Origin of the sequence: Streptomyces montanisoli (assembly GCF_017813245.1) — a bacterium.
GTDB lineage: Bacteria > Actinomycetota > Actinomycetes > Streptomycetales > Streptomycetaceae > Streptomyces > Streptomyces montanisoli.
Genome location: NZ_JAGIQL010000104.1, coordinates 1 through 24,877, shown reverse-complemented (window position 1 = coordinate 24,877; position 24,877 = coordinate 1). Strand labels below are relative to the sequence as shown.

The 24,877-nt window shown below is 73.0% G+C and carries 27 protein-coding genes; 9 read left to right on the top strand and 18 right to left on the bottom strand.

What is annotated here, in order from left to right; translation table 11 throughout:
- The 14 genes from JFN87_RS22415 to JFN87_RS22355 all read right to left on the bottom strand — a co-directional run.
- The coding region (locus tag JFN87_RS22415) for a sirohydrochlorin chelatase (protein ID WP_307865555.1) at window positions 1-778 on the bottom strand (778 nt) is incomplete at its 3' end.
- Window positions 779-783: 5 nt separating this feature from the next.
- Window positions 784-1,722 (bottom strand): ABC transporter permease, encoded by a 939-nt coding sequence (locus tag JFN87_RS22410; protein WP_209342634.1) that lies wholly within the window; start codon window positions 1,720-1,722, stop codon window positions 784-786.
- Window positions 1,709-2,497 carry an ABC transporter ATP-binding protein gene (locus JFN87_RS22405; RefSeq protein ID WP_209342628.1) on the bottom strand — a complete coding sequence of 263 codons (789 nt, stop codon included), beginning with the start codon at window positions 2,495-2,497 and terminating at the stop codon, window positions 1,709-1,711. The genes JFN87_RS22410 and JFN87_RS22405 overlap by 14 nt, the downstream gene beginning before the upstream one ends.
- Before the next feature lie 61 nt (window positions 2,498-2,558).
- Window positions 2,559-3,707 (bottom strand): aliphatic sulfonate ABC transporter substrate-binding protein, encoded by a 1,149-nt coding sequence (locus JFN87_RS22400; protein WP_209342626.1) that lies wholly within the window; start codon window positions 3,705-3,707, stop codon window positions 2,559-2,561.
- Between the two features lie 126 nt (window positions 3,708-3,833).
- Window positions 3,834-3,962, bottom strand: coding sequence for a hypothetical protein (locus JFN87_RS34175; protein WP_282961646.1), 129 nt, complete (start codon window positions 3,960-3,962; stop codon window positions 3,834-3,836).
- Entirely contained in the window at window positions 3,962-5,320 is a 1,359-nt protein-coding gene (locus JFN87_RS22395; protein ID WP_209342624.1) for a sulfate adenylyltransferase subunit 1, read from the bottom strand. The genes JFN87_RS34175 and JFN87_RS22395 overlap by 1 nt, the downstream gene beginning before the upstream one ends.
- A 2-nt stretch (window positions 5,321-5,322) precedes the next feature.
- Entirely contained in the window at window positions 5,323-6,261 is a 939-nt protein-coding gene (gene cysD / locus JFN87_RS22390) for a sulfate adenylyltransferase subunit CysD (protein WP_209342622.1), read from the bottom strand.
- Window positions 6,258-6,875, bottom strand: coding sequence for an adenylyl-sulfate kinase (gene cysC, locus JFN87_RS22385; RefSeq protein ID WP_245180860.1), 618 nt, complete (start codon window positions 6,873-6,875; stop codon window positions 6,258-6,260). The genes cysD and cysC overlap by 4 nt, the downstream gene beginning before the upstream one ends.
- Entirely contained in the window at window positions 6,872-7,573 is a 702-nt protein-coding gene (locus tag JFN87_RS22380) for a phosphoadenylyl-sulfate reductase (protein ID WP_209342618.1), read from the bottom strand. The genes cysC and JFN87_RS22380 overlap by 4 nt, the downstream gene beginning before the upstream one ends.
- Entirely contained in the window at window positions 7,570-7,746 is a 177-nt protein-coding gene (locus JFN87_RS22375) for a hypothetical protein (protein ID WP_209342617.1), read from the bottom strand. The genes JFN87_RS22380 and JFN87_RS22375 overlap by 4 nt, the downstream gene beginning before the upstream one ends.
- Window positions 7,743-9,440 carry a nitrite/sulfite reductase gene (locus JFN87_RS22370; protein WP_209342616.1) on the bottom strand — a complete coding sequence of 566 codons (1,698 nt, stop codon included), beginning with the start codon at window positions 9,438-9,440 and terminating at the stop codon, window positions 7,743-7,745. The genes JFN87_RS22375 and JFN87_RS22370 overlap by 4 nt, the downstream gene beginning before the upstream one ends.
- Before the next feature lie 270 nt (window positions 9,441-9,710).
- Window positions 9,711-10,322, bottom strand: coding sequence for a GNAT family N-acetyltransferase (locus JFN87_RS22365; protein ID WP_209342615.1), 612 nt, complete (start codon window positions 10,320-10,322; stop codon window positions 9,711-9,713).
- Window positions 10,319-11,614, bottom strand: a complete 1,296-nt coding sequence (locus tag JFN87_RS22360) for a helix-turn-helix domain-containing protein (protein WP_209342614.1) — start codon at window positions 11,612-11,614, stop codon at window positions 10,319-10,321. The genes JFN87_RS22365 and JFN87_RS22360 overlap by 4 nt, the downstream gene beginning before the upstream one ends.
- 211 nt (window positions 11,615-11,825) lie before the next feature.
- Window positions 11,826-13,472, bottom strand: coding sequence for an acyl-CoA dehydrogenase family protein (locus tag JFN87_RS22355; protein ID WP_209342612.1), 1,647 nt, complete (start codon window positions 13,470-13,472; stop codon window positions 11,826-11,828).
- A 17-nt stretch (window positions 13,473-13,489) separates the two neighbouring features.
- On the opposite strand from JFN87_RS22355, the gene JFN87_RS22350 reads away from it, so the two are divergent.
- The 4 genes from JFN87_RS22350 to JFN87_RS22335 all read left to right on the top strand — a co-directional run bounded on the left by JFN87_RS22350 (window position 13,490) and on the right by JFN87_RS22335 (window position 17,393).
- Window positions 13,490-14,641, top strand: a complete 1,152-nt coding sequence (locus tag JFN87_RS22350; RefSeq protein ID WP_209342610.1) for a YihY/virulence factor BrkB family protein — start codon at window positions 13,490-13,492, stop codon at window positions 14,639-14,641.
- 92 nt (window positions 14,642-14,733) lie between these two features.
- Window positions 14,734-15,471 carry a helix-turn-helix domain-containing protein gene (locus JFN87_RS22345; RefSeq protein ID WP_209342609.1) on the top strand — a complete coding sequence of 246 codons (738 nt, stop codon included), beginning with the start codon at window positions 14,734-14,736 and terminating at the stop codon, window positions 15,469-15,471.
- 47 nt (window positions 15,472-15,518) lie between these two features.
- The gene (locus JFN87_RS22340; RefSeq protein ID WP_209342607.1) at window positions 15,519-16,268 is read left to right on the top strand and encodes a response regulator transcription factor; all 750 of its coding nucleotides are present in this window, start codon (window positions 15,519-15,521) and stop codon (window positions 16,266-16,268) included.
- 12 nt (window positions 16,269-16,280) lie between these two features.
- Window positions 16,281-17,393 carry a sensor histidine kinase gene (locus JFN87_RS22335; protein WP_245180877.1) on the top strand — a complete coding sequence of 371 codons (1,113 nt, stop codon included), beginning with the start codon at window positions 16,281-16,283 and terminating at the stop codon, window positions 17,391-17,393.
- Between the two features lie 107 nt (window positions 17,394-17,500).
- Here the strand turns inward: JFN87_RS22335 and JFN87_RS22330 are convergent, their stop codons facing one another.
- Window positions 17,501-18,418 (bottom strand): S1 family peptidase, encoded by a 918-nt coding sequence (locus tag JFN87_RS22330; RefSeq protein ID WP_307865554.1) that lies wholly within the window; start codon window positions 18,416-18,418, stop codon window positions 17,501-17,503.
- A 467-nt stretch (window positions 18,419-18,885) separates the two neighbouring features.
- Here JFN87_RS22330 and JFN87_RS22325 point away from each other — a divergent pair, with 467 nt between their 5' ends.
- On the top strand, window positions 18,886-19,230 hold the full coding sequence (locus JFN87_RS22325) for a DUF1232 domain-containing protein (RefSeq protein ID WP_372449268.1): 345 nt from the start codon (window positions 18,886-18,888) through the stop codon (window positions 19,228-19,230).
- Here the strand turns inward: JFN87_RS22325 and JFN87_RS22320 are convergent.
- From JFN87_RS22320 to JFN87_RS22310, 3 genes are read right to left on the bottom strand one after another with little or no spacing between them, the layout of a single operon-like run.
- Window positions 19,184-19,741: a cysteine hydrolase family protein gene (locus tag JFN87_RS22320; protein WP_209342602.1), complete on the bottom strand. Its 558-nt coding sequence runs from the start codon at window positions 19,739-19,741 to the stop codon at window positions 19,184-19,186. The genes JFN87_RS22325 and JFN87_RS22320 overlap by 47 nt on opposite strands.
- A 58-nt stretch (window positions 19,742-19,799) precedes the next feature.
- Window positions 19,800-21,218 (bottom strand): MFS transporter, encoded by a 1,419-nt coding sequence (locus JFN87_RS22315; RefSeq protein WP_307865553.1) that lies wholly within the window; start codon window positions 21,216-21,218, stop codon window positions 19,800-19,802.
- A complete protein-coding gene (locus JFN87_RS22310) occupies window positions 21,211-21,657 on the bottom strand; it encodes a MarR family transcriptional regulator (RefSeq protein WP_209342601.1) in 447 nt (148 codons plus the stop codon). The genes JFN87_RS22315 and JFN87_RS22310 overlap by 8 nt, the downstream gene beginning before the upstream one ends.
- A 159-nt stretch (window positions 21,658-21,816) precedes the next feature.
- Between JFN87_RS22310 and JFN87_RS22305 the strand changes: the two genes are divergently transcribed.
- The 4 genes from JFN87_RS22305 to JFN87_RS22290 all read left to right on the top strand — a co-directional run.
- Window positions 21,817-21,990 carry a CsbD family protein gene (locus tag JFN87_RS22305; protein WP_209342600.1) on the top strand — a complete coding sequence of 58 codons (174 nt, stop codon included), beginning with the start codon at window positions 21,817-21,819 and terminating at the stop codon, window positions 21,988-21,990.
- A 192-nt stretch (window positions 21,991-22,182) separates the two neighbouring features.
- The gene (locus JFN87_RS22300) at window positions 22,183-22,407 is read left to right on the top strand and encodes a DUF5133 domain-containing protein (protein WP_209342599.1); all 225 of its coding nucleotides are present in this window, start codon (window positions 22,183-22,185) and stop codon (window positions 22,405-22,407) included.
- A gap of 242 nt (window positions 22,408-22,649) precedes the next feature.
- Window positions 22,650-23,816, top strand: coding sequence for a ribosome small subunit-dependent GTPase A (gene rsgA, locus JFN87_RS22295; protein WP_209342598.1), 1,167 nt, complete (start codon window positions 22,650-22,652; stop codon window positions 23,814-23,816).
- 103 nt (window positions 23,817-23,919) lie between these two features.
- On the top strand, window positions 23,920-24,877 hold a 958-nt coding region (locus JFN87_RS22290; RefSeq protein WP_209342636.1), incomplete at its 3' end, for a bifunctional transcriptional activator/DNA repair enzyme AdaA.

Below are 24,877 nucleotides of genomic sequence, written 5' to 3'. Positions count from 1 at the left end.
GCCCGGGCACGGGGGCCGCGGCCGCCGCGTCGTAGCGCTCCAGCAGCACCCCGGCCACCTCGCGCGCGGGGCCGAGGACGTCGGCGAGGACGTCCGCGCCCGCCTCGCGCGCTCCTGCGGCGATGCGGTCGGGCAGCCTGCCGGGAGCGATCACGTACGGGGCGACGGCGATGCGCCGCACCCCCGCGGCGCGCAGCTCGCGCACCGCGTCCTCGGTGCGCGGCAGGCGAGCGGAGGCGAACGCGGGCCGCACGGCGCACCAGCCGGTGTGCCGCCACTCCCGCGCGGTATCAGCGATCACCGCGCTCGCCTCCGGGTCGGTGGAGCCCGCCGACGCGAGGACGACCCCGGTCGACGCGCGGTCGGCGAGGTTCAGCCCCGCCTGGGCGAGGCGCCGCTCCAGCGCACGCAGCAGCAGCGGCGAGGGGCCGAGCACCCCGGCCTGCCGGATCCGCAGGAGCGGATGGCGCGCGGACGCCTCGCCCAGCACGGCCGGGATGTCGGACTTCGCGTGGAAGGCGCGCGTCAGCAGCAGCGGCTGCGCCACCACCTCGACGGGCGCGCCGCACGCGTGCGTCTCGGCGGCCAGCCGGTCGAGCAGCCGGGGCACCGAGGGCGCGTCGAAGTCGAGGAACCCCGCCTCCACCCGCAACCCGGGCCGCAGCGACCGCAGCCGCCGAGCGAGGGCGCGTACGGTCGCCGCGTGGCGCGGGTCGCGGCTGCCGTGGGCGACGACGAGCAGGACGGGAGGCGACGCGTGGCGCAGGGAAGCGACCACGTCCCTCACCTCCTCGCGGCGAGGCCGCGGCTGCGCAGCACCCACCGCTCCAGCGGACTGAAGAACAGCAGGTCGACGGCGATCCCGACGATCAGGATCAGGAAGATCGCCAGGAACACCATCGACATCGAGCTGTTGGTGCGCCCGTTCTCCAGCAACTGGCCGAGGCCGATGCCGAGATCGGGCGAGGACGCGATGATCTCCGCCGCCATCAGGGACCGCCAGGAGAACGCCCAGCCCTGCTTGAGACCGGCCAGGTAGCCGGGCAGCGCGGCCGGCAGCAGGATGTGCCACGTACCCCGCAGGCCCGTCGCGCCGAGGGTGCGCCCCGCGCGCAGGAACAGCGGCGGCACCTGGTCGACGCCGGAGACCAGGCCGTTCGCGATGGACGGCACCGCGCCCAGCAGGATCACCGCGAACATCATCTGGTCGTTGAGGCCGAGCCAGATCACCGCCGGCGGCACCCACGCCACCGACGGCAGCGACTGGAGTCCCGAGAGGATCGGCCCGATCGCCGCCCGCACCGGCTTGACCCTCGCCACGACGAGGCCGAGCGGCGTACCGATCACCAGGGCCAGCAGGAAGCCGAGAAGGCCGCGCGAGACGCTGGTCCAGATGTAGCCGAACAGGGTGCCCTGCATCCACGCGTCGGTCACCTCGCCCCACACGTCTCCGGGCGAAGGCAGCTTGTAGGCGGGCGCGACGTGGCAGAGCACCAGCACTTCCCACACCACGAGGACGAGCACGACCGCGGTCACCGGCGGCAGCACCTTGCTCACCAGCGTGGAGCGCAGCGGCACCCGCGCGGAGCCCGTCGTCTCCAGTGCGTCGAGCCCCGCTTCGAGCCCGGCCACATCGAGACCGGCCTGTCCTGCCCGGCCCGCCGTGCCGCCCTGTCCGTCCTGTGCGGCGGCCTTGGTCCCTGTCGTGTCAGTGCTGGCCATGTCGGCGGATCTCCCCACGGAGTTGTTCGGTGATCTCGACGGACAGCGCGGCGACGTCATGGTCCTCGATGCGGCGCGGCTGCGGGATGTCGACCCGCCACTCGTGCGCGACCCGGCCGGGGCGCGAGGACAGCAGCACGACACGCTCCGCGAGCCGCACCGCCTCGCGCACGTTGTGCGTGACGAACAGGATCGAGACGTCCGTCTCGCGCCAGATCCGCGTCAGCTCGTCGTGCAGCACGTCGCGGGTGATGGCGTCGAGCGCGGCGAACGGCTCGTCCATCAGCAGCAGCCTGCTGTCCTGCGCCAGCGCCCTGGCCAGCGCGACGCGCTGGCGCATGCCGCCGGACAGCTCGTGCACCCGCTTGCCGTAGGCCCCGCCCAGACGGACGAGCTCCAGCAGCCGCTCGGCCTCACCACGCCGCTCGGGGCGCGGCACGCCGCGCAGCCGCAGCGCCAGTTCGATGTTCTTGCCGGCGGTCAGCCACGGGAAGAGCGCGTGCTCCTGGAACATCAGGGCGGGCCTGCCACCGGTGGAGATCGAGCCGGCCGTGGGCTCGTCCAGCCCCGCGACGAGCCCGAGCAGCGTCGACTTGCCGCAGCCCGACGCCCCCAGCAGGGTGACGAACTCGCCGGGCGCGACATCGAGCGTGATGTCGTCGAGGACGAGCTGCCGGCCGGCCGGGCCGGCGAAGGACTTGGACACGTGGTCGATCCGGGCGGCATGGTCCGCCGCCGGGGTCTCGTCGGCGGCCTTGGCGAGCGGGGACGCCATGGTCGTCACCTCCTGGGAGCGGTCGTGGCGTACGGGATGCGGGACGGCGTGGCGTGCGCGGTCAGGGGGCGCCGAGGCCGGCGTCGGACACGGCCGGCCGGCCCTCGGACTTCAGCACCTTGTTCAGCGGGTCGAGGTCGTAGATGCCCTTGAGGTCGGGCTTCTTCAGCAGCCCCGCCGTGACCGCGTGGTCGGCCTCCGCCCTGAGGGTGGCGGCCAGCGGGTCGTCGGTGATCCTGATCGACGGCCATGCGGAGTCGATCACCTTCGCGGGCAGCGCCTTGCCGGTCAGCGACTTCAGCGCCTCGTTCGCCGAGGCCTTGGCCTCCGCCGGGTTCGCGTTGATCCACTTGTTGGTGTCGACGGAGCCCTTCAGCACCGCCTGCACCACGTCGGGGTGCGACTTGAGGAACGACTGCGAGACCACGATGTTGGTGATCACGAACTTCTTGCCCGGCCACAGGCTCGACTCGTCGATCAGGGTCTTGCCGCCCGCCGCCAGCAGCTCGGACGCCGTCGGTTCCGGGACCCACGCACCGTCGATCGAGCCGGTCCTGAACGCGTTGACCGTCACGCTGTTGGCCTCGCGCACCACCGACACGTCCCCCTTGCCGGACTGCGGGGCGACCTTCCAGCCCTTCCCCTTGAGCCAGTTGAGGAACGCGACGTCCTGGGTGTTGCCGAGCTGCGGCGTGGCTATCTTCTTGCCCTTGAGGTCGCTCTGCGACGTGATCTTCTTCGGGTTGACGACCAGCTTCACGCCACCCGACGCGGAGCCGCCGATGATCCGCAGGCTCTTGCCGCCCGACTGGGTGTAGCCGTTGATGGCGGGGGAGGGGCCGATGAACCCGATGTCGATGCTGTTCGCGTTGAGCGCCTCAGTCTCGGAGGGACCCGCGTTGAACGTGGTGCCCTTCAGCTTCGTGCCGCCGAGGTCCTTCTGGAAGATGCCCCGCTCGACGCCGACCAGGGCCGTCGCGTGGGTCAGGTTCGGGAAGTAGCCGATCCTCACCTCGTCCGCCGACAGCTTCTTCGCACCGGCCGCGGGCGACGCCGAGCCGCTCGCGCCCTTGTCGGCCCTGGACCCGTAGCCGCACGAGGTGGCGAGCAGCGCGATCAGCGGGAGGACGGCGGCCAGGGCGAGGCGGCGCCTGCGCACGGTGAAACGGCGCACGGAGGAACGGGGCGCGGGGGTAGGGGAAGACGACATCGGGAGGCTTGTCCTCTCGGTGGCCCGGGACACGCGTCCCCCGTGGTCACGGAGGAGCGGCCGGAACGTGGGCGGATGGGGTGCGAGGCGGGCGGGACGTGAGGGCGCGCGAGCTGTGCGCGTACGTCACCGCGCACATCGCGACACGCCGCCGGTCCCCGCGCCGAGGGCGCCGCTGCCCACCCGGCCGCCCTCCTTGGCGAAGGTCCCGTAGGCGTCCACGGCGGCGGACGTCCCCCGCGTCCCGGCGGACATCAGAAGTCCCAGCCCTCGTCGTCCGGCGCACCGGCTGCCGCCTCCGCCGCGTGCTGCGCGTTCTCCGCGAACGCGGTGCCCGCCATGCCGGCGGTCAGCGTCGTGCCGTCGGCCGGGTCGATCAGCAGGAACGAGCCCGTACGGCGCGAGTCGGCGTACGCGTCGAGCGCCAGCGGCTCCGCCGTGCGCACCACGACACGGCCGATGTCGTTGGCGACCAGCTCGCCCGGCTCCGGGTGCTGGGAGAGGTCGGCGAGCGTCAGCCGCGACGGGATGTCCTTGACGATCGCCTTCACCGTGCGCGTGGTGTGCTTGAGCAGCACCCGCTGACCGACCGTCAGGGGCCGGTCGGCGACGTGGCACACCGTGGCCTCCACGTCCCGCGTGACGTCGGGCGCCGACGCTGTCGGCGCGATCAGGTCGCCGCGCGACACGTCGATGTCGTCGGAGAGGCGGACCGTCACCGACTGCGGGGCCCACGCCACGGACACACCCTGGCCGAGCGCGTCGATGGCCTCGACGGTCGACGTGCGCCCTGACGGCAGCACCGTCACGGCGTCCCCCACGCGCAGCACGCCGGAGGCGATCTGGCCCGCGTAGCCGCGGTAGTCGGGGTGCTCGGCCGACTGCGGCCTGATCACATACTGCACGGGCAGGCGCGCCGGGCAGTCCGCCAGATCGTGGCTGACCGGGACGGTCTCCAGGTGCTCCAGCACGGTCGGCCCGCCGTACCAGTCCATGTGCGCGGACGGCTCCACGACGTTGTCGCCGACGAGCGCGGAGATCGGGATCGCCGTCACCTCGGGCACGCCGAGCGACTCGGCGTACGCGATGAACTCCGTGGCGATCGAGGCGAACACCGGCTCCGCGTAGTCGACCAGGTCCATCTTGTTCACGGCGAGGACGACGTGCGGCACGCGCAGCAGCGCGGCGACCGCCGCGTGCCTGCGGGTCTGCTCCACCACGCCGTTGCGCGCGTCCACGAGGACGACGGCGAGCTCAGCTGTTGACGCGCCCGTCACCATGTTGCGGGTGTACTGCACGTGGCCCGGCGTGTCGGCGAGGATGAACCGCCGCCGCCCGGTGGCGAAGTAGCGGTACGCCACGTCGATGGTGATGCCCTGCTCGCGCTCGGCCCGCAGGCCGTCGGTGAGCAGCGCGAGGTCGGGGGCGTCCTTGCCGCGCGTGCGCGACGCGTGCTCCACGGCCTCCAGCTGGTCGGTCAGCACGGACTTCGAGTCGTGCAGCAGCCGCCCCACCAGGGTGGACTTGCCGTCGTCGACGGAGCCCGCGGTGGCGAAACGCAGTAGTGTCGTCGCCGAGAGCTGCTCGGCGAACTGCTCGGTTGCGGTCGTCATGGTTAGAAGTACCCCTCGCGCTTGCGGTCTTCCATCGCCGCTTCTGACAGCTTGTCGTCGGCGCGGGTCGCCCCGCGCTCGGTGAGGCGTGCGGTCGCGATCTCGGCGATCACCGCGTCCAGCGTGGCGGCGTCCGAGTCGACGGCGCCCGTGCAGGACATGTCGCCGACGGTGCGGTAGCGCACGCTGCGCTTCTCGACGCTCTCGCCATCCTTCGGGCCGCCCCAGCCACCGGCGGTCAGCCACATGCCCTTCCTGTTGAACACCTCGCGCTCGTGGGCGAAGTAGATCTCCGGCAGGTCGATCCGCTCCCGCGCGATGTACTGCCACACGTCCAGCTCCGTCCAGTTGGACAGCGGGAAGACGCGGACGTGCTCGCCCGGCGCGTGCCGGCCGTTGTACAGCTGCCACAGCTCGGGGCGCTGGCGGCGCGGGTCCCACTGGGAGAACTCGTCGCGCAGCGAGAACACCCGCTCCTTGGCGCGCGCCTTCTCCTCGTCGCGCCGCCCGCCGCCGAAGACGGCGTCGAACCGCTCGGACTGGATGCGCTCCGTCAGCGGGACGATCTGCAGCGGGTTGCGCGTGCCGTCGGGACGCTCGCGCAGGGTGCCCGCGTCGATGTACTCCTGCACGGAGGCGACGTGCAGGCGCAGCCCGTACCGTTCGACCGTGCGGTCCCGGAACTCCAGCACCTCGGGGAAGTTGTGGCCGGTGTCCACGTGCAGCAGCGAGAACGGCACCGGCGCCGGGGCGAAGGCCTTGAGCGCGAGGTGCAGCATCAGCATCGAGTCCTTGCCGCCGGAGAAGAGGATCACCGGCCGCTCGAACTCGCCGGCCACCTCGCGGAAGATGTGCACCGCCTCCGACTCAAGCGCGTCCAGATGGCTGAGCGCGTACGGTGCGTCGATGCCCTCGTCGACGCTTCGGGCGGTGCTGGTCACGCGAGACCCCTTTCGGTGAGCAGCGCGTGCAGCGCCGCGGCTGACTCCTGGACGGACTGGGTGTGCGACTCGATGCGCAGGTCGGGCGCGGCGGGCTCCTCGTAGGGGTCGTCCACCCCGGTCAGGCCCGAGATCTCGCCCGCCGCCTGCTTGGCGTACAGGCCCTTCACATCGCGGACGGAACAGACGTCGACGGGCGTGGCCACATGCACCTCCAGGTAGCCGGTGCCCTCGTTCGCGTGCCGCTTGCGGACGGCCTCCCGGCTGTCGGTGTACGGTGCGATCACCGGCACCAGCGCCTTCACGCCGTGCGACGCGAGCAACTCGGCGACGAAGCCGATGCGTTGCACGTTGGTGTGGCGGTCCTCGCGGCTGAAGCCGAGGCCCGCGGAGAGGAACTCCCGGATCTCGTCGCCGTCCAGCACCTCGACCCGGTGGCCCTCGCCGCGCAGGCGCTCGGCGAGGGCCCGCGCGATGGTGGTCTTGCCCGCACTGGGCAGCCCGGTGAGCCAGACCGTCGCGCCCTGGTCCGTCACGCTCAACTGCTTCTCCCGATGGTCAGTGTCTTCCGTGTCTTCCGCGTCCGCCGCACGGTCCGTGCCGGCGCCGGTCATGTGTGGATGCCGCATTCCGTCTTGCCGCGTCCGGACCAGCGTCCGGCGCGGGTGTCCTCGCCCGCCAGCAGGCGGCGGGTGCACGGAGCGCAGCCGACAGAGCCGTAACCGTCCATGAGCAACGGGTTCGTCAGGACCCCGTGCTCGGCCACGTACTGTTCCACGTCTTCCTGTGTCCACCGCGCGATCGGTGAGATCTTCACCTTCCGGCGCTTCTCGTCGAAGGCGACGACGGGGGTGTTCGCGCGGGTGGGGGACTCGTCGCGGCGCAGCCCGGTGACCCACGCGTCGTAGTTTTCGAGACCCGCGTCGAGGGGCGCGACCTTGCGCATCGCGCAGCACAGGTCGGGGTCGCGGTCGTGCAGCCGCGGCCCGTACTCGGCGTCCTGCTCGGCGACGGAGAGGCGCGGTGTCAGTGTGATGACGTTCACGTCCATCACGGCCTGCACGGCGTCGCGCGTGCCGATCGTCTCCGGGAAGTGGTAGCCGGTGTCGAGGAACACCACGTCGATCCCGGGCAGCGCCCGGGAGGCGAGGTGGGCGACGACGGCGTCCTCCATCGAGGACGTCACGCACAGGCGCCGGCCGAAGGTCTCGGCCGCCCAGGTCAGGATCTCGGAGGCGGACGCCTCCTCGAGGTCGCGGCCCGCGCCCTGCGCGAGGGCCCTGAGTGCGTCGGTGCCGGTGGCAGTGGTCATCTCTCTTCCCCTCCGTCACTCGCGGACGCGCCACGGGCGAGCAGCCCGAGGAACGTCAGGTGGAAGGCCCGGTTGCATGCCGCGCACTGCCAGGCCCCGTGGCGCTGCCCGCTCGGGCGCAGGTCCTCCTCGCCGCAGTAGGGGCAGTGGAACGGCACGGCACGCTCCGTCATGACAGGGCTTCCTCGTCCGCCCGGGCCGCCCAGGTGGCGAACCGCTCGCCGTCCTCGCGCTCCTTGCGGTAGCGGTTCAGGACGCGCTCGATGTAGTCGGGCAGCTCGTCGGCGGTGACCTTCAGGCCGCGGACCTTGCGGCCGAAGGCGGCGTCGACACCGAGCGTGCCGCCGAGGTGCACCTGGTAGCCCTCGACCTGGTCGCCATTCCCGTCGAGGACGAGCTGGCCCTTGAGGCCGATGTCCGCGACCTGGATGCGCGCGCAGGCGTTGGGGCAGCCGTTGAGGTTGATGGTGACGGGCTCGTCGAAGTCGGGGAGCCTGCGCTCCAGTTCCTCGATGAGGGCGGCGCCGCGCTGCTTCGTCTCGACGATGGCCAGCTTGCAGAACTCGATGCCGGTGCAGGCCATCACGCCGCGCCGGAACGACGACGGGCGGACCTGGAGATCCAGCGACTCGAGACCCTCGACCAGGGAGTCCACCCGGTCGGCGGCGACGTCGAGCACGATCAGCTTCTGCTCGACGGTCGTCCGCAGCCGGCCGGAGCCGTGCGCGGCGGCCAGTTCGGCGACCTTCGTCAGGGTGGCGCCGTCGATGCGGCCCACGCGCCCGGCGAAGCCGACGTAGAACCTGCCGTCCTTCTGCGGGTGCACGCCGATGTGGTCGCGCCACCGCGACACCGGCTCGGCGGGCGCGGGGCCGTCGGCGAGCGCGCGGCCCAGGTACTCGTCCTGGAGCACCCTGCGGAACTCCTCGGGGCCCCAGTCGGCGACGAGGAACTTCATGCGGGCGCGGTTGCGCAGCCTGCGGTAGCCGTAGTCACGGAAGATGCCGACGACCCCGGCCCACACCTCGGGCACCTCGGCGGCCGGCACCCAGGCGCCGAGCCGCACCCCGATCTTCGGGTTGGTGGACAGCCCGCCACCCACCCACAGGTCGAAGCCCGGCCCGTGCTCCGGGTGGTCGACGCCGACGAAGGCCACGTCGTTGATCTCGTGCACCACGTCGAGCAGGGGCGAGCCCGAGATCGCGGTCTTGAACTTCCTCGGGAGGTTCGAGAACTCCTTCGACCCGATGTACCTGTCCCTGATCTCCTGGATCGCGGCCGTGCCGTCGACGATCTCGTCGGCCGCGACACCGGCGACGGGCGAGCCCAGGATCGCGCGCGGGACGTCGCCGCACGCCTCCGTGGTGGTCAGCCCCACCTCTTCGAGGCGGCGCCAGATCTCGGGGACGTTCTCGATCTCGATCCAGTGGAGCTGGATGTTCTGCCGGTCCGTGATGTCGGCCGTGCCGCGCGCGAACTCCTCGGAGACGCCCCCGATCACGCGGAGCTGCTCGGTCGTCAGCCGCCCGCCGTCGACCCTGACCCGCATCATGAAGTACCGGTCGTCGAGCTCCTCGGGCTCCAGGATCGCCGTCTTGCCGCCGTCGATCCCGGGCCTGCGCTGCGTGTACAGGCCCCACCAGCGCATCCGGCCGCGCAGGTCGGCGGGGTCGATGGAGTCGTAGCCGCCGCGCGAGTAGACCGTCTCAATGCGTGTCCGCACATTGAGACCGTCGTCGTCTTTCTTGGTCTGCTCTGTGCCGTTGAGCGGGGTGAAGTGGCCCTTGGCCCACTGGCCCTCGCCGCGGTGGCGGCTCACCTTGCGGCGCGGGGTTGCGGGTGCGGGCTTTTCCGGCATGGCGGCCATGGCGATACGTCCTTCGGGACTGCAGGAGGGCGGCTCACAGTCGCACACGTGCGCGAACGCGCGACGGTGCGCGGCTGGGGACAGTCGAGGTGCTCGGAACGGGGGGTGCTGGGACTCTCAGCTCGCCGAACAAATGGCGCTGGACATGCGGCCGTGGTCGACGTGGCGTCGACTCACCAGGGCAATACCAGCACGAGACATGGCGAAAGCGTGTCACGGCGGTCTCGCGGGAGTCCACCACTATCCATTATGCGGACGCACTTGTCTCGTTCAGTGGGATGGTGTGGCGTCGGTCACGGCCGGCCGCGCCTGCGGGACCGACGCGCCGGGCCAGGGTCCCGGCAGGTCCGCGGCCGGTTCGAGTTCGACCCGCTCGTCGAACACCGTGAACCCGCGGCGCAGGTAGTTGCCCAGCGCGTGAGGACCGTCCTTCGAGCATGTGTGCAGCCACACCAGCTCCGTCGCCCCGATCCCCGGCCACCGCTCGCCCAGGTCCCACGCGCGGGCCGTCGCGTACGCCAGCAGATGGCCGCCGATCCGCCGGCCGCGGAAGGCCGGCAGCAGCCCGAAGTAGACGATCTCCACGGCGCCGCCCTCCCGCGCGGCGAGCTCCGCGTACCCGGCGGGCGTCCCGTCCTCGTACGCGACCCACGTCTCCACGCCGGGCGCGTCCACCAGCGCCCGCCACTCCTCGTAGCCGAGCCCCAGCCGGTCCGTCCACGCCACATCGCCGCCGACCGCCGTGTACAGGAACCTGCTGAACTCGGGCGACGCCACCCGTGACCGCACGATCCGCACCCCGCCGCCCGGCTCGGCCGCGGGCCGCAGGTCGGCGGGCGAGGTCTGGCGCAGGGACCACGTGGTCACGCTGATGGTGCTCATGGCGCAAGACAATCACGCCGCGCGCCGAGCACGGCGGGCGCCGTGGAGTGCGGCAGCAGGTCCGCCGGCACCGCGGGGGCCACCACCTCCACGTCGACCTCCTCCCTGAACCGGTACGGCCGGTGGTCGAGCACCCCCGACAGGTGCCGGCGCACCCGCGACATCTCCGCCCGCACCGTCACCGTGCGCGTCGCGTCCCCGAACACGTCCGCCGCCAGCTGCGCCGCGGTACGCCCCGACCGGTGCACCGCCAGCAGGTACAGCAGCTCCGCGTGGCGCGGCGTGAGGTCCTGCCGCCAGCTGCCGGCCTGCCCGGAGACCGCCACCGACCAGCGGCGCGCGCCGCTCACGTCCAGCACCACCCGGCTCGGGGCAGGCTCCTCGTCCGGCCGCTCCCCGTCCACCCGCAGCAGCCAGCCGCCCGGCAGCGGCTCCACCGCGCACATGCCGAGCGACGGATGCCAGGTCCTGCCCGCCCCGAACGCCTTGGGCAGCACGATCCTGTCCACGGGGGCCATGCCCGTCACCGCCGCCGTCCAGCCGTGCGCGTCCACCGCGATCGCGCGTCCGCCGACCCGGCACAGGATCGGCGCCGCCACCGACCGCAGCCGCTCCACGGCCCGCAGGTGCCGCTCGCGCATCTCGCTCTCCGCGAGCCGCGCCACCGAGCTGACCAGCGCCAGCGTCGACGGGTGGAACCCGCGCGCCGACCCCGACACGTCCACCGCGCCGAGTGTCCGCCCGTCCCGCGGGTCCCTGATCGGCGCCGCGGCGCATGTCCACGTGAGCAGTGCCCGCACGAAGTGCTCGGCGGAGTGCACCTGGAGCGGCCTGCCCGTGGCGAGCGCCGTGCCGATCGCGTTGGTGCCCGTCACATGCTCGCCCCACACCGCGCCCTCCGAAAGGCGGATGCGCTCCGCCCTGCGCAGCACGGCAGCGTTGCCGGCCCGCCACAGCACCGTGCCCTCGTCGTCGGTGACCGCAAGCAGCTGCGACGACGTGTCCGCGAGCTCGGTGAGCGCACCGCCGATCGTGCGCATCGCGTCGCCGAGCGCAGACGTCCGCCTGCGGTGCTCCAGCTCCTCGGGCTCCACCGACACGTCCTCGCCCGGCCGGTCGGGCAGGACGCCGAGGCGGGCCATCCGCTCCCACGAGGCGCCGATCTCGGGACGCGGCGACACCGGCGGGCGCTCACCCGCCAGCGCCGCGTCCCTCACCCGGTGCAGCAGCCGGATCGCCTGCCCGCCTTCCGCGGCCACCAGCCGGGCCAGATCGAGCGGTGCGTCCTTCATCGAGTCCCCCAGGAATGGTGCACGCCATGAACGCGCGTGCCAGGCGCGCTCGGCGCCACGGCGGATCCGCGGCCGCCTGCCGGAACACGGGAACGTGTTCCATGCTGCAACGCTCTGCAACCCTGGCGCGAATCCGTACGTCTGTAAGAGAGTCAGATCGGGCCAGGGGTGGCGCCGTGTCGGCGCGGCACCACCCCTGGCCTCCGTCGTGTCACCCCACGGGCCGCGCCCGGTCGACGAGCGGCGCGAGATCGAGGGAGCGCGGCAGCGTGCCGAAGGCCACGCCCCAGTCGCGGCCGAGGCGCGACGCGCAGAACGCGTCCGCGACGGGCGCCGGCGCCCAGCGCACCAGCAGCGAGCCCTGCAGCACCAGCGCCATCCGCTCGACGAGGCGCCGCGCCCCGCCCTCGATCCCCTCCAGGTCGGCGAGTTCGGCGAGCAGGTCCTTGATCGCGCCGTCCAGCCGGTGGTCGGCGCCGCGCGCCAGGCCGATCTCCTGGAGGAACGCGTTCAGCGCCGCGGGCTCGCGCGCCACCGCGCGCAGCACGTCGAGCGCCTGGACATTGCCCGAACCCTCCCAGATCGAGTTGAGCGGCGACTCGCGCAGCAGCCGCGGCATGCCGGACTCCTCGACGTAGCCGTTGCCGCCCAGGCACTCCAGCGCCTCGGCCGCGAGCGGCGTGCAGCGCTTCGTCACCCAGTACTTGGCCACCGGCACGGCGACCCGCAGGAACGCGCGCTCCTGCGGCGACCCGCCGGACTCCACCGCGTCGTACGCCGCCGCGAGCCGCAGCGCCAGCGTCGTCGCCGCCTCGGACTCGAGCGCCAGGTCGGCCAGCACGTTGCGCATCAGCGGCTGGTCGATCAACTCGGCCCCGAACGCCTGCCGGTGGGCGGCGTGGTGCACGGCCTGCGCCACCGCCTGCCGCATCACCGCGGCCGAGCCCAGCACGCAGTCGAGGCGGGTGGCCGCCACCATCTCGATGATGGTGCGCACCCCGCGCCCCTCCTCGCCGACCCGCCGCGCCCACGTGCCGTCGAACTCGACCTCGGAGGACGCGTTCGACCTGTTGCCCAGCTTGTCCTTGAGGCGCTGGATCCGGAACACGTTGCGGCTGCCGTCCGGCAGGACCCGCTCCACCAGGAAGCACGTCAGCCCGCCCGGCGCCTGCGCCAGCACGAGGAAGCCGTCGGACATCGGCGCCGAGCAGAACCACTTGTGGCCGGTGAGCAGGTACGCGCCCGCCTCGTCCAGCGGCGTGGCCCGCGTCGTGTTCGCGCGGACGTCGCTGCCGCCCTGCTTCTCGGTCATGCCCATCCCGAACAGCGCCCCCGGCTTGCCGCCCGCCGGCACCAGAGACGGCTCGTAGACCCGGGACGTCAGCCGCGGCTCCCACTCGGCCGCCAGTTCGGGCTCCGACCGCAGTGCCGGGACCGCGGCGTGCGTCATCGAGACCGGGCAGCCGTGGCCCGACTCGACCTGCGACCACACCAGGAACCCGGCCGCACGCCGCACGTGCCCGGCGGGCCTGCCCCAGGCGTCCGTGAGGCCCGACGACACGGCATGGCCGAGCAGCCGGTGCCAGGCGGGATGGAACTCGACCTCGTCGATCCTGTTGCCGTAGCGGTCGTGCGTGCGCAGCCGCGGCGGGTTCTCGTTCGCCAGCGTCCCCCACTCGAGGGCCTGGGCCGAGCCCGCCGCCAGGCCGAGCGCTCTGAGCTCCGCCAGGACCTCGTCCGCGAGGTCCGGGGCGGTGTGGCGCTGCACGGCCTCCGTGAGGACGCGGTCAGCGCTGAACACGTCGTACCCCACCAGGAGCGGAACCTGGTTGGTCACTGTGTGAGTGGTGGCTGCCATGCCGATACGGTAAAGAGGTGCAGGCAGCAAAAGAAACACCCGAGCCGCCATCCGGGCGGCTGCGCAGGGCCCGCGTGCTCTACCGCAACGTGTCGAAGCGGAAGATGGCCTGGCATCTGCTCAAGGACACGGTCAACTCCTGCCTGGAGTACCGGATCCTGGGGCTCGCGGCGGAGGCGGCGTTCTGGACGCTGCTCTCGCTCCCGCCGCTGCTGCTGGCACTGATCGGCCTGCTCGGCTACGTCGACGCGTGGACCGACACCCACACCGTGGCGTCGATCGACAAGAACATCCTGACCGCGGTCGGCACGGTGCTCTCCGACCGTGGGGTCAGCCAGATCGCCAAGCCGCTGCTCCAGGACGTCATCGAGGGCGGAAGGCCGGACGTCGTGTCGATCGGCTTCGCCATCTCCCTGTGGTCGGGCTCGCGCGCCGTCAACGTCTTCGTGGACACGATCACGGTGATGTACGGGCTCGACGGCAGGCGCGGGATCGTCGCCACCCGCCTCCTGTCGTTCCTGCTGTACCTGGCGGGCCTGGTCATCGGCGCGATTGTGCTGCCGCTCGCTGTGGTCGGCCCCGACCGGCTGGTGGCGCTGCTGCCGTTCGGCACCCAGGTCGTCGGGGTCCTGTACTGGCCGGTCGTGATCGTCCTGTCGATCGCCTTCCTCACCACGCTGTACCACGTGTCCGTGCCGGTGCGCGCGCCCTGGATCGAGGACGTGCCCGGCGCCCTCATCGCCCTCGCCATGTGGGTGCTGGGCAGCTTCGCGCTGCGCATCTACGTCACCAGCCAGATCGAGGGCCCGACGATCTACGGCTCGCTCGCCGCGCCCATCGCGGTGCTCCTGTGGATCGGCGTGTCCGCGTTCGCCGTCCTGGTCGGCGCCGCGGTGAACGCCGCGGTCGACCGCGTCTGGCCGTCGCTCGCCACGGCCGCGGCCCGCGCCTCGAACGAGCGGCTTCGCTCGGCCCAGTCCGCCGAGCTGATCGCCCGCGCCGCGGCCGCGTCGGCGCAGGCACAGGACGAGAGCGACCCCGACATGCCGTCGGAGTTCCCGGAGAGGTGGTCGCGATTCCTGCCGCCCGACGACCTCAAGAGCCGGCTGCGGGCGCAGGACAAGGACCGTGACCGGGCGCGCAAGAGCAGCGGCGACAGCCGCGGCTGAGCGCGCGGCCCACCGCCCGCGAGCCCGCTCAGCGGGAGCGAGGTGGCTGTGAGCGCGCACGCGGCCGCCCGGCGCGTGTCTAGGCTTGAGGCATGTACAGCGAGCGCCCCTCGCGGCTCGGCGGTGCGGTCGTCTGGCGGCGGGAGGCCGGTCCCGGCGGTCCGCGTCCGGTGCTGCCCGACGGCTGCATGGACCTCCTGTGGATCGACGGCACCCTCCTCGTCGCGGGGCCCGACACGCGGGCCCACTCCGTCGGCCTCGACCTCGCGTCCGGCTGCGCCGGCGTGCGGCTACCGCCGGGCGCCGCGCCCGCCCTGCTCGGCGTGGACGCGCACGAGCTGCGCGACCTGCGGGTCCCGCTCGCCGACGTGTGGCAGGCAAGGCGCGCCCGCCCGCTCGCCGGCCGGATGAGCGCCGCGGGCCCGTCCCGTACCGGCGTGCCCGAGGCCGCCGCGCTCGAAGAGCTGGCACTCGGCCTCGCCGCCGCGTCACCCGCGCCCGACCCGCTCATGCGGGCGGTCGCGGACGCGCTCGGCCGCGGCGCCACCGTCGCCGCGACTGCCGCCGAGGCGGGCCTCGGCGCGCGCCGGCTGCACCGCAGGTGCCTGGCGGCCTTCGGCTACGGGCCCAAGACGCTCGCGCGCATCCTGCGCCTGCGGCGTACCCTCGCGCTGGTGGACGCGGGCATCCCGCGCGCGGCGGCGGCCGCCCGCGGCGGCTGCGCCGACCAGTCCCACCTGGCCCGCGACATGCGCGCCCTGACCGGCCTCACCCTGACCGCCTACGCGGCACTGGACGGCCCGGCGGGCGCGGACGTCACCGACCCGTAAGATCCGCGCCCCGCCGCACCAGGGTGCGGGCCGTGGAGACTGGAACCATGCACACCATCCTCGTCGTCGACGACGACCCCACCGTCGCCGAGGTCGTGACCGCCTACCTCGAACGCGCCGGGTTCGTCGTCGACCGTGCCGCCGACGGCCCCGAGGCCCTGCGCCTGGCCGAGGCGCGCGAGCCCGCGCTCGTCGTACTCGACCTGATGCTCCCCGGCATGGACGGCCTCGACGTCTGCCGGCGGCTGCGCGCACGCGGGCCCGTCCCGGTGATCATGCTCACCGCGCGCGGCGACGAGGACGACCGCATCCTCGGCCTCGAAGTCGGCGCCGACGACTACGTCACCAAGCCGTTCAGCCCGCGCGAGCTCGTGCTGCGCGTCGAGTCGGTGCTGCGCCGCGGCCGCGGCGAGCAGACGCCCTCGCCGGGGCCCGCGCTCCGGCTCGGCGGCATCACCCTCGACCGGGCCGCGCGCAGCGCCGAGAAGAACGGCCGCCGCCTCTCCCTCACCCTGCGCGAGTTCGAGCTGCTCGCCCACCTCATGCGCAACCCCGGTGTCGCCATCGGCCGGGAGCAGCTGATGCACGACGTGTGGGGGTGGGAGTTCGGCGACCTGTCCACGGTGACGGTCCACGTGCGCAGGCTGCGCGGCAAGATCGAGGACGACCCGGCGAGGCCCCGGCTGATCCGCACGGTGTGGGGCGTCGGCTACCGCTTCGACGCGCCGGCGGACGCGGACGCGGAGGCGGACGCGCAGGCGGAGCCGCAGGCGCCCACGGGGGCGGAGGGCCGCTGAGCCGTGCACAACATGCTCATCATCGCCCTGTACGCGTTCTGCGGCGCTGCCGCCGCCGGGCTGGTCGGCGCGGTCGTGCTGCGGCTCCTGCGGAACAGGAGCGTCGCGGTCGCGCTCACCGTCGTCGCGGCTGTCGCCGTCACGGCGATGCTCGCCGGCACCCTGGCCGTGGCGGAGGCCATGTTCCTCTCCCGGCACGACCTCTCGGTCGTCACCACCGTCGTCGCGATGGCCGCCGTCGTGTCGATGGCGACCGCCCTGGTGCTCGGCCGCTGGGTCGTGGCACGCAGCCGGGAACTCGCCCTTGCCGCCCGCTCGTTCGGCGAGGGCGGCAGCTTCGCGGCGCCGGACGGCGCGTCCACGGCCGAGCTCACCGCGCTCGCGGGGGAACTCGCCGCCACCAGCGAGCGGCTGGCCCGCTCGCGGGAGCGCGAGCGCGCGCTGGAGACGTCGCGCCGCGAGCTGGTCGCCTGGATCTCGCACGATCTGCGGACGCCGCTGGCCGGGCTGCGCGCCATGGCCGAGGCGCTCGAGGACGGCGTGGTCGCCGACCCCGACCGCTACTTCCACCAGATCGGGGCCGAGGTGGACCGGCTGAACTCGATGGTCGGCGACCTGTTCGAGCTGTCGCGGATCCACGCCGGCACGCTGCCACTCTCGCCGACCCGGATGTCCGTCTACGACCTGGTGGGGGAGGCGCTCGCGGGCGCCGACCCGCTGGCGCGCGAGCACGGCGTGCGGCTGGTGGGCGAGCCGGTGGCGCCCGTCCCCGTCGAGGTGGACGGCAAGGAGATGACGCGGGTGCTGGCGAACCTGCTCGTCAACGCGATCCACCGGACCCCGGCCGACGGGACCGTCGCGATCGCGGCCGAGGTGCGCGACGCGAGCGTGGTGCTGTCCGTGACGGACGGCTGCGGCGGGATCCCGGCGGAGGACCTGCCGCGGGTCTTCGACACCGGGTGGCGCGGCTCGCAGGCCCGTACACCGCCGGCCGGCGCCGGTCTCGGGCTCGCGATCGTGCGCGGCATCGTGGAGGCCCACGAGGGACACGCCGCGGTCCGCAACGTGACGGGCGGCTGCCGGTTCGAGGTGACGCTCCCGGCGGCTACGGCCGACGGGATGTGAGACCAGCCGACGGGATGTGAGACGAAGGGGTGTGCGCCCTGTGCACCGGGCGCACACCCCGAGACGGCATGTCGAGTGTGCCTTGTGCCTGACGTGCCTCGTACTGCCTAGAACACGCTCAGGCCGTAGGCGTTCAGCGCCTCCGTCACCGGCTGGAAGAACGTGGTGCCGCCCGAGGAGCAGTTGCCGCTGCCCCCCGAGGTGAGGCCGAGGGCCTTGGAGCCGTCGAACAGCGGGCCGCCGCTGTCGCCGGGCTCGGCGCAGACGTTCGTCTGGATCAGGCCGGAGACCGTGCCCTCGGCGTAGCGCACGGTCGTGTTGACGGCCTGGACCGTGCCGCTGTGGACGCCGGAGGTCGAGCCGCTGCGGGTCACGCGCTCGCCGACGGTGGCGTTGCCCGCGCTGGTGATGTCCTGGTACCTGCCGTTGTAGAGGTCGACCCGGCCGTCGCTCGCGCTCGGCGTGCTGCTCAGCCTGATCAGGCCGTAGTCATTGCCGGGGAACTGGGAGTCGGCCGTGGTGCCGACGCGGGCGCCGCTCGGCGTCGACCAGGACGTGCCGCCCTCGGCGGTGCAGTGGCCGGCCGTGAGCGCGTAGTACGTGCTCCCAGAGCGTACGTTGAACCCGAGCGAGCAGCGGTACTGGGAGTTCTGGATCGCGTCGCCGGCGGCGACCAGCGGCTTGAATTGACCCGCCGCGTGCTTGACGACGAGCTTCGAGCTGTCGGGCACGGCGTTCTTGATCTTCGCGACCTGTGCGGACGAGACGGTGCTGTCGACCGTCATGACGACCTTGCCCGACGCCGGGTCCGTGTACCAGGCCGTGCCGGGCGCGGCCGCCTGGTTGACGGCGCCCGCCGTGGCGGCGAGTGCGGCGGCGGTCGCGGTGGGGGACGCGACGGGGGCGGTCTTGGCGAGGGCGGACGGGGCGGTGAACGCGGCCATGGCCACGACGCCGGTGGCGACGGCTATGTACCGGGCGCGTCTGGAGACGGTGCGGCGGGGGGTGAGGCGCTTGCTGGTCACTGATCCTCCTCGGGTGGGGGTCCTGACGGCCCGTCGGGTGGTCGGGCCGCGGAGGCGCGATCGTTCACAGCCACTGGGTAGTTGGTCGTGGACCTGCCAATCGCATGGAGTGAATCCTCAAGTCCGGTTGCCGCGATGACAAGACCCACATCCGGACCCGCGCGGGGCGCCGGGCGTGCCGGGCCCGAAAATCGGCCGTTTGACGTGACGCCCTGTGCGTGGTGTGCGAAGAAGCGCGGGCGCGAGGACGGCCGTCCACGCGAGGACCTGTGGCGGTGACGGCCCGAATACGGGCCGAATCACCGTTTTGCCTGTAGCCGGATCATGGCCGGATCGAAACGGCCCGCGCAGTCGGCGTGCCGGAGCGCGCCAATCGGCCGGATGGCGCTGCGGCGCCATCCGGCCGTTGGATCGAGGCTCTTGACGGGTAAGTGGCACACGAGCCCGCCGGAAGGAGGCGATCGCGCGTGGACAACGACCTGTGGCCTCTCGCCGCCCTGGTGGCGGCCGCGCTGATCGCCATGCTCGCCGTGGCGGTCGTCCTCGCCGTGCGCCTCGTGCGTACCAGGAGGATGCTGCGCAGGGCCGGGCTGCCCACGGGGCGCCGCTGGGTGTTCTGGGCCGCGCTCGTGTACCTGGTGCTGCCCACCGACCTCATGCCCGACCCGGTCTACCTGGACGACATCGGTGTGCTCCTTCTCGCCCTGCGGTCGCTCGCCGCCACCCCGCTGCCGCTCCCGCCCAGGGGCGGCGGCGCCGAAGCGCTCAGGACGCCGCGTTCAGGGTCTTCCCCCACTCCTCGACGGTGGTGACCTCGCAGCGCTTCGCGAAGAGGCCGCCCACGAGGGTGTCGTGCAGCGCCGGGTCGGGGTCCGCGCAGGCGTCGGACAGTACGGTGATCCGGTAGTCGAGGTCGAAGGCCTGCAAGGTGGTGGACAGGACGATCCCGCCGGTCGCGATGCCGCTCAGGACGAGATGGTCGATGCCCTGCGCGTCGAGGATCTGCCGGAGGTTGTTGCCGGCGAACGCGCTGACGCGGTTCTTGTGGACGACGATCTCGCCGTCGGCGGGTGCGACGTCGGGGTGGATCGCTGCGCCGGGGTCGTCGTCCGTGAAGAGGTGGTGCGGAAGCGCGCCGAAGAGCTTGTTGCGCGGGTGCACGTCGGTGTGTCCGCGGCGAAGCCGCAGCGCCACGTGGATGACCTGCACCCCGGCGGCGCGTGCCGTGCCGAGCGCGTGCACGGCGTGCGGGAGGAAGTCGTCGGGTGTGTGGGCGAGGTTGCTGCTCTGGAGGTCCATGAGCAGGAGCGCGGTGCTGGACATGTGGTGCCTTTCGGTCGGGTGGGGCGCGTGGTGCCGTGGGCAGCGCGCCGGGACGGGGCTACTTCGCCGTCGGGGTGCCCTCCGCCGCCACGCGGCCGAGCGTGCGGTCGAAGACGGTCAGCAGGAGGTAGAGCACGCCGGCGGCGAGCATCACCCAGGCGAGTTCGTGCATGCCGCCGGTGTCGGCGCGCTGCCCGAACGAGACGGCGGTCGCCGACGAGGCCACCATCGAGCCGACGTAGGCGAAGGTGCGCAGCAGTCCGGCCGACGAGGCGGTGCGCTCGGGATCGGCCTGGAAGTAGACGGAGTTCTGCAGGGCCAGGTTGTTCAGCCCCTGCGGGACGCCGAAAATCAGGGCGACGAGGAGCAGCGTCCACAGCGGGCTGCTCCCGGTCAGCGTCAGCATCACCAGGCACGCCACGATCTGCCCGGCCGCGCCGATCAGCAGCTTCCCGCGTACGCCCCTGCGCCGGCCCGAGACGATCGAGGCGCCGATCGCCAGCAGGAACATGGGGATCTGGACCAGCCCCGCATGGAACGGTGACAGCCCGTACCCCTCCTCCGTCCACTGGCTGAAGCCGTACAGGAACGAGTACGAGACGACGTAGGCGACGAGCGCGCGCCCATAGGTGGCCAGCAGCGGCGTGTTGCCGCCGAGCACCCGCAGGTCGATGAACGGGGTGGCGGCCCGCAGCTCGCGCAGGCCGAACGCGGCCCCCAGCGCCGCGGCGATCACCGCCAGGTACCAGTTGCGCGGGTGCAGGTCCATCAGGAACAGCAGCAGCGAGGTGAGCATCGCGGCGAACAGCCCCATGCCGGGCAGGTCGAGCCGGGCGGCCAGCCCTCCGCGCCGCCGTTCCCCGTCCACGGGGGGCGACTTGGGCAGCCGCAGCAGGCCGAGCAGTACGGCCGCGACGGCCAGCGGCACGTTCAGCGCGAACGTGGCCCGCCAGCCGCCCACCGCGATCAGCAGGCCGCCGAGCAGCGGGCCGATGACGGCGATGGTCTGGTTGGCGACCGCCAGGGCCGTCAGCACCCCGCCGGGGCTGTCCCGCCCGGTGCGCTTGGCCTCGCTGCGCACCAGTGCCATCGCGGCCGGGTAGCCGGCGCAGGTGCCGAATCCGAGCAGGACGCGCGCGGCGATCAGCGCGCCCAGGTTCGGTGCCAGGGTGCCGACGACTCCGGCGACGCCGACGAGGCCGGTGGAGAGCAGGAAGAGCCTGCGTGGCCCGAAGATGTCGATGAGCCGGCCGACGACCGGCTGCCCGAGCGAGGTGGCCAGGTAGAGGGCGGAGACCAGCCACGCGGTCTGGGAGGGCGGCACGCCCAGCGCCCTGGCGATGGGGATGAGCGCGACGGAGATGATCGTCGAGTTGATCGGGTTCAGGACCGAGCCCAGGATCATCGGCGGCAGCAGCCGCCGGTCGAAACCGGGCCCGCGCGTCTCGGTCACGCCGTCCGTCTTCGCCTCAGTCACGTATCAGCCGCTCCAGGACGGCCATGGTCGCGATCACGCTCAGGCGCTCCTCCTCCGTGCACTTGTCCTGCAAACGCCCGGCGAGCCACTCCGTCCTCGCCTGCCGTCCCTCCTCCACCCGGCGGCGGCCCTCCGGGGTCAGCGCGATCAGCAGGCGCCGGCCGTCGCCCGGATCGGGGCTGCGGGTGACCAGGCCCCTCTCGGCGAGCGACGTGACCATCGCCGTCATCGACTGGTGCCGCACCCCTTCGACGGAGGCGAGCTCGCTCGCCGTGACCCCCTCCTTGTTCGAGAGGCGGGCCAGCACCGACGCCTGGCCCAGGGTGAGGTCCTCGACCTCGGAGGCGTTCAGGATGCTGCGCCGCAGCCGGCTGATGACGGCACGGACGTCACGCGATGCCTGGATCGCCGACGGCGACAGGCCCGGGTTCTCGCTCATGCGCCCCACGGTAATGTCTACAGGGTTGACTGTCCAGTTCACCTGTACAGTTGGGCTGTGTATTTCAAGCGGGGCTCGCGCCCGGGATGTTTGAACGCGGCGTCAGGGGTGATCCGGCCTTCAGCACGCTTTCGAAACCGATCCCAGGACGTGAGCAGCGTGAGCAAGAACCAGAAGGCAGAGGCCAGGACCGAGCAGGCGAAGGGCAAGGCCAAGGAGGCCGCGGGCCGCATGGTCGGCAATGAGCGGATGACGGGCGAGGGCCGCGCCGAGAAGGCCAAGGGCGACGCCCGCCAGGCCAAGGAGAAGGGCAAGGACGTCCTCAAGGACTGACGCCCTCCCCGCGCCAGGCAACGCGGCACGGCACGGCGCCCCGAGCGGGGGCGCCGTGCCGTGCCGCATGTGCGTGGGGGCGGCTCTCGTGACGCGGTTCACAACGGTGCCTCACCCGCCCGCGCATGGCGGGGCGTTGGCGGGGAATCCGGCTCGACGAGTCAGTCCTTCCCAGCCCTTTCGGAGACCGCCGTGCTGATGGCCCACCCCGCGATACTGCGCAACCTGGTCGAACAGTTCCAGACCCTCCGCCTGCTGCACGCCGAGCGCGGTACGCCGGAGACCCGGCAGCGCCTCGAGGACGTCACGTACACGCTGTGCGTCTCCACCGGCACCCGCACCCCGGAGGCGGCGCTCATGGCCGCCCGGGAGCACCTCGCCACCGGGATGGCGGAGAGCGTGGAACCCGCGGCCTGACGCCCGCCGCGCGCACGGCCACGGGCCGGGCGCCGAAAAAGGGTTTGCCGCACGCTTCGGCGTACCCGTACCGTCGACACGTCTTCCGCTGACGGCCCTCGGCCGCCGCGTACTTCGAGAAAGGGGGTGTGTACCGATGACTGTCGCTGCTCAGGGCGCTGCCCGCATCCAGGTCATCACCACTCCCGTGGCCGCCGGCTGAACCAGGCGTTCCCGGCCAGGCCCTTCTCGAAGGATCTCGCTTGTCCTCCTCTTCACGACCCTCCGTCTCTTCACGACCCTCCGTCTCTTCACGACCCACCGTCTCCGCTGCCCCGACCGCACCGCCCGCCCCGCATCCCCTCGCGCCCTACGGCTGGGACGCGGGCTGGGACGCCGAGTTCGCCCCCTACGCGGCGAGGGGGCTCGTCGCCGGCCGTGTCGTACGCGTCGACCGCGGGCGGTGCGACCTCGTCACCGCCGCGGGCCCGGTGCACGCCGACACCGCGTACGTCACCCCGCGCGACCCGGTCCGCGTCCTGACCACGGGCGACTGGGCCGCCGTGGATGCCGCGGGCGACCCGCGGTTCGTGCGCGCCTACCTGCCGCGGCGCACCGCGTTCGTCCGCTCCGCGTCGTCCAAGCGGTCCGAGGGGCAGGTGCTCGCCGCCAACGTCGACCACGCCGTCATCGCCGTCTCGCTCGCGGCCGAACTCGACCTCGGCCGCGCCGAGCGCTTCCTCGCGCTCGGCTGGGAGAGCGGCGCCTCGCCCCGCGTCGTCCTCACCAAGGCCGACCTCGTCCCCGATCCGGTCGTACTCGCCCACCTGGTGCACGACGTCGAGACATCTGCGCCCGGCGTGCCCGTCACGGCCGTCAGCGCCGAGACGGGCAGCGGCGTCGACGCGCTGTCCGCCGCGCTCGGCGGCGGCACGTCCGTCCTGCTCGGCGCCTCGGGAGCCGGCAAGTCCACCCTGGTGAACGCCCTGTGCGGCAGTGACGTGATGGAGGTGCAGGCCATCAGGGACGTCGACGGCAAGGGCCGGCACACCACCACGACGCGCAACCTCCTGCCACTGCCCGGTGGCGGGGTCGTCATCGACACGCCAGGACTGCGCGGCGTCGGCCTGTGGGACGCCGAGGCGGGCGTCGGGCAGGTCTTCGCGGAGATCGAGGAGCTGTCCCGCGGGTGCAGGTTCCACGACTGCGCCCACACGTCGGAGCCCGGCTGCGCCGTGCTCGCAGCCCTGGAGGACGGCACGCTCACCTTCCGCAGGCTGGAGAGCTACCGCAAGCTCCAGCGCGAGAACCGGCGGATCGTCGCCAAGACGGACGCGCACGTCAGGGCGCAGATCAGGAAGGAGTGGAAGGCGAAGGGCGCCGAGGGCCGGGCGGCGGGCGAGGCGAAACGCCGCGGCCACCGCCACTGAGCGGAATCCCGCGGGCCGCGCCGGAGCGCCTCTCTCCGCGTCCGAAAACCGCTGGCCGAGTGATCGCCCCCGGGCCACACTGGACGGCATGACACACGCGGCGATGGACGAGGCGACCAGGTACGAGGCGGTGGCGGGGCGGGACGCCCGGTTCGACGGGGTGTTCTTCTTCGCCGTGGAGACCACCGGCATCTACTGCCGGCCGAGCTGCCCCGCGGTCACGCCCAAGCGGCGCAACGTGCGCTTCTTCCCCACCGCGGCCGCCGCCCAGGGCAGCGGCTTCCGCGCCTGCCGCAGGTGCAGGCCGGACGCCGTGCCCGGGTCGGCGGAGTGGAACGTGCGCGCCGACGTCGTCGGCCGCGCCATGCGGATGATCGGGGACGGGGTCGTGGACCGCGAGGGCGTGCCCGGCCTCGCGGTCCGCCTCGGCTACAGCACCCGCCAGGTGCAGCGCCAGCTCACCGCCGAGGTGGGCGCGGGCCCCATCGCGCTCGCGCGGGCCCAGCGGGCGCACACCGCGCGCGTCCTGCTGCAGACCACGGGGCTGCCCGTCACGGAGATCGCGTTCGCCTCCGGCTTCGCGAGCGTCCGGCAGTTCAACGACACGGTCCGCCAGATCTACGACCGCACCCCCAGCGAGCTGCGCGCCGAGGCGGGCGCCGGCGGCGTACGGGCGCCCGCGGGCGCCGGCATCCCGCTCAGGCTCGCCCACCGCGGCCCGTACGCGGCGCGCGAGGTCTTCGACCTGCTCGCACGCGAGCAACTGCCCGGCGTCGAGGAGACGGTGGGCACGACCGGCAGCCGCACGTACCGGCGCACGCTGCGGCTGCCGCACGGCCCCGGCGTGGCCGCGGTCGACGAACGGCGCCACCCCGTGCGGCCGGGGCCGCTCGCGCACACCGGCTGGCTCGAGGCCCGCATCCACCTGACCGACCTGCGCGACCTCACCACGGCCGTGCAGCGGCTGCGCCGCCTGTTCGACCTGGACGCCGACCCGTACGCCGTGGACGAGCGCCTCGGCGCCGACCCGCGGCTCGCGCCGCTGGTCGCCGCGCGCCCGG

What these genes read in the sequence shown, in the direction of transcription:
- JFN87_RS22410 (WP_209342634.1), bottom strand. Translation starts at nt 1,722, where the DNA reads ATGGCCAGCACTGACACGACAGGGACCAAGGCCGCCGCACAGGACGGA.
- JFN87_RS22405 (WP_209342628.1), bottom strand. Translation starts at nt 2,497, where the DNA reads ATGGCGTCCCCGCTCGCCAAGGCCGCCGACGAGACCCCGGCGGCGGAC.
- JFN87_RS22400 (WP_209342626.1), bottom strand. Translation starts at nt 3,707, where the DNA reads ATGTCGTCTTCCCCTACCCCCGCGCCCCGTTCCTCCGTGCGCCGTTTC.
- JFN87_RS34175 (WP_282961646.1), bottom strand. Translation starts at nt 3,962, where the DNA reads ATGTCCGCCGGGACGCGGGGGACGTCCGCCGCCGTGGACGCCTACGGG.
- JFN87_RS22395 (WP_209342624.1), bottom strand. Translation starts at nt 5,320, where the DNA reads ATGACGACCGCAACCGAGCAGTTCGCCGAGCAGCTCTCGGCGACGACA.
- cysC (WP_245180860.1), bottom strand. Translation starts at nt 6,875, where the DNA reads ATGACCGGCGCCGGCACGGACCGTGCGGCGGACGCGGAAGACACGGAA.
- JFN87_RS22380 (WP_209342618.1), bottom strand. Translation starts at nt 7,573, where the DNA reads ATGACCACTGCCACCGGCACCGACGCACTCAGGGCCCTCGCGCAGGGC.
- JFN87_RS22375 (WP_209342617.1), bottom strand. Translation starts at nt 7,746, where the DNA reads ATGACGGAGCGTGCCGTGCCGTTCCACTGCCCCTACTGCGGCGAGGAG.
- JFN87_RS22370 (WP_209342616.1), bottom strand. Translation starts at nt 9,440, where the DNA reads ATGGCCGCCATGCCGGAAAAGCCCGCACCCGCAACCCCGCGCCGCAAG.
- JFN87_RS22365 (WP_209342615.1), bottom strand. Translation starts at nt 10,322, where the DNA reads ATGAGCACCATCAGCGTGACCACGTGGTCCCTGCGCCAGACCTCGCCC.
- JFN87_RS22360 (WP_209342614.1), bottom strand. Translation starts at nt 11,614, where the DNA reads ATGAAGGACGCACCGCTCGATCTGGCCCGGCTGGTGGCCGCGGAAGGC.
- JFN87_RS22355 (WP_209342612.1), bottom strand. Translation starts at nt 13,472, where the DNA reads ATGGCAGCCACCACTCACACAGTGACCAACCAGGTTCCGCTCCTGGTG.
- JFN87_RS22345 (WP_209342609.1), top strand. Translation starts at nt 14,734, where the DNA reads ATGTACAGCGAGCGCCCCTCGCGGCTCGGCGGTGCGGTCGTCTGGCGG.
- JFN87_RS22340 (WP_209342607.1), top strand. Translation starts at nt 15,519, where the DNA reads ATGCACACCATCCTCGTCGTCGACGACGACCCCACCGTCGCCGAGGTC.
- JFN87_RS22335 (WP_245180877.1), top strand. Translation starts at nt 16,281, where the DNA reads ATGCTCATCATCGCCCTGTACGCGTTCTGCGGCGCTGCCGCCGCCGGG.
- JFN87_RS22320 (WP_209342602.1), bottom strand. Translation starts at nt 19,741, where the DNA reads ATGTCCAGCACCGCGCTCCTGCTCATGGACCTCCAGAGCAGCAACCTC.
- JFN87_RS22310 (WP_209342601.1), bottom strand. Translation starts at nt 21,657, where the DNA reads ATGAGCGAGAACCCGGGCCTGTCGCCGTCGGCGATCCAGGCATCGCGT.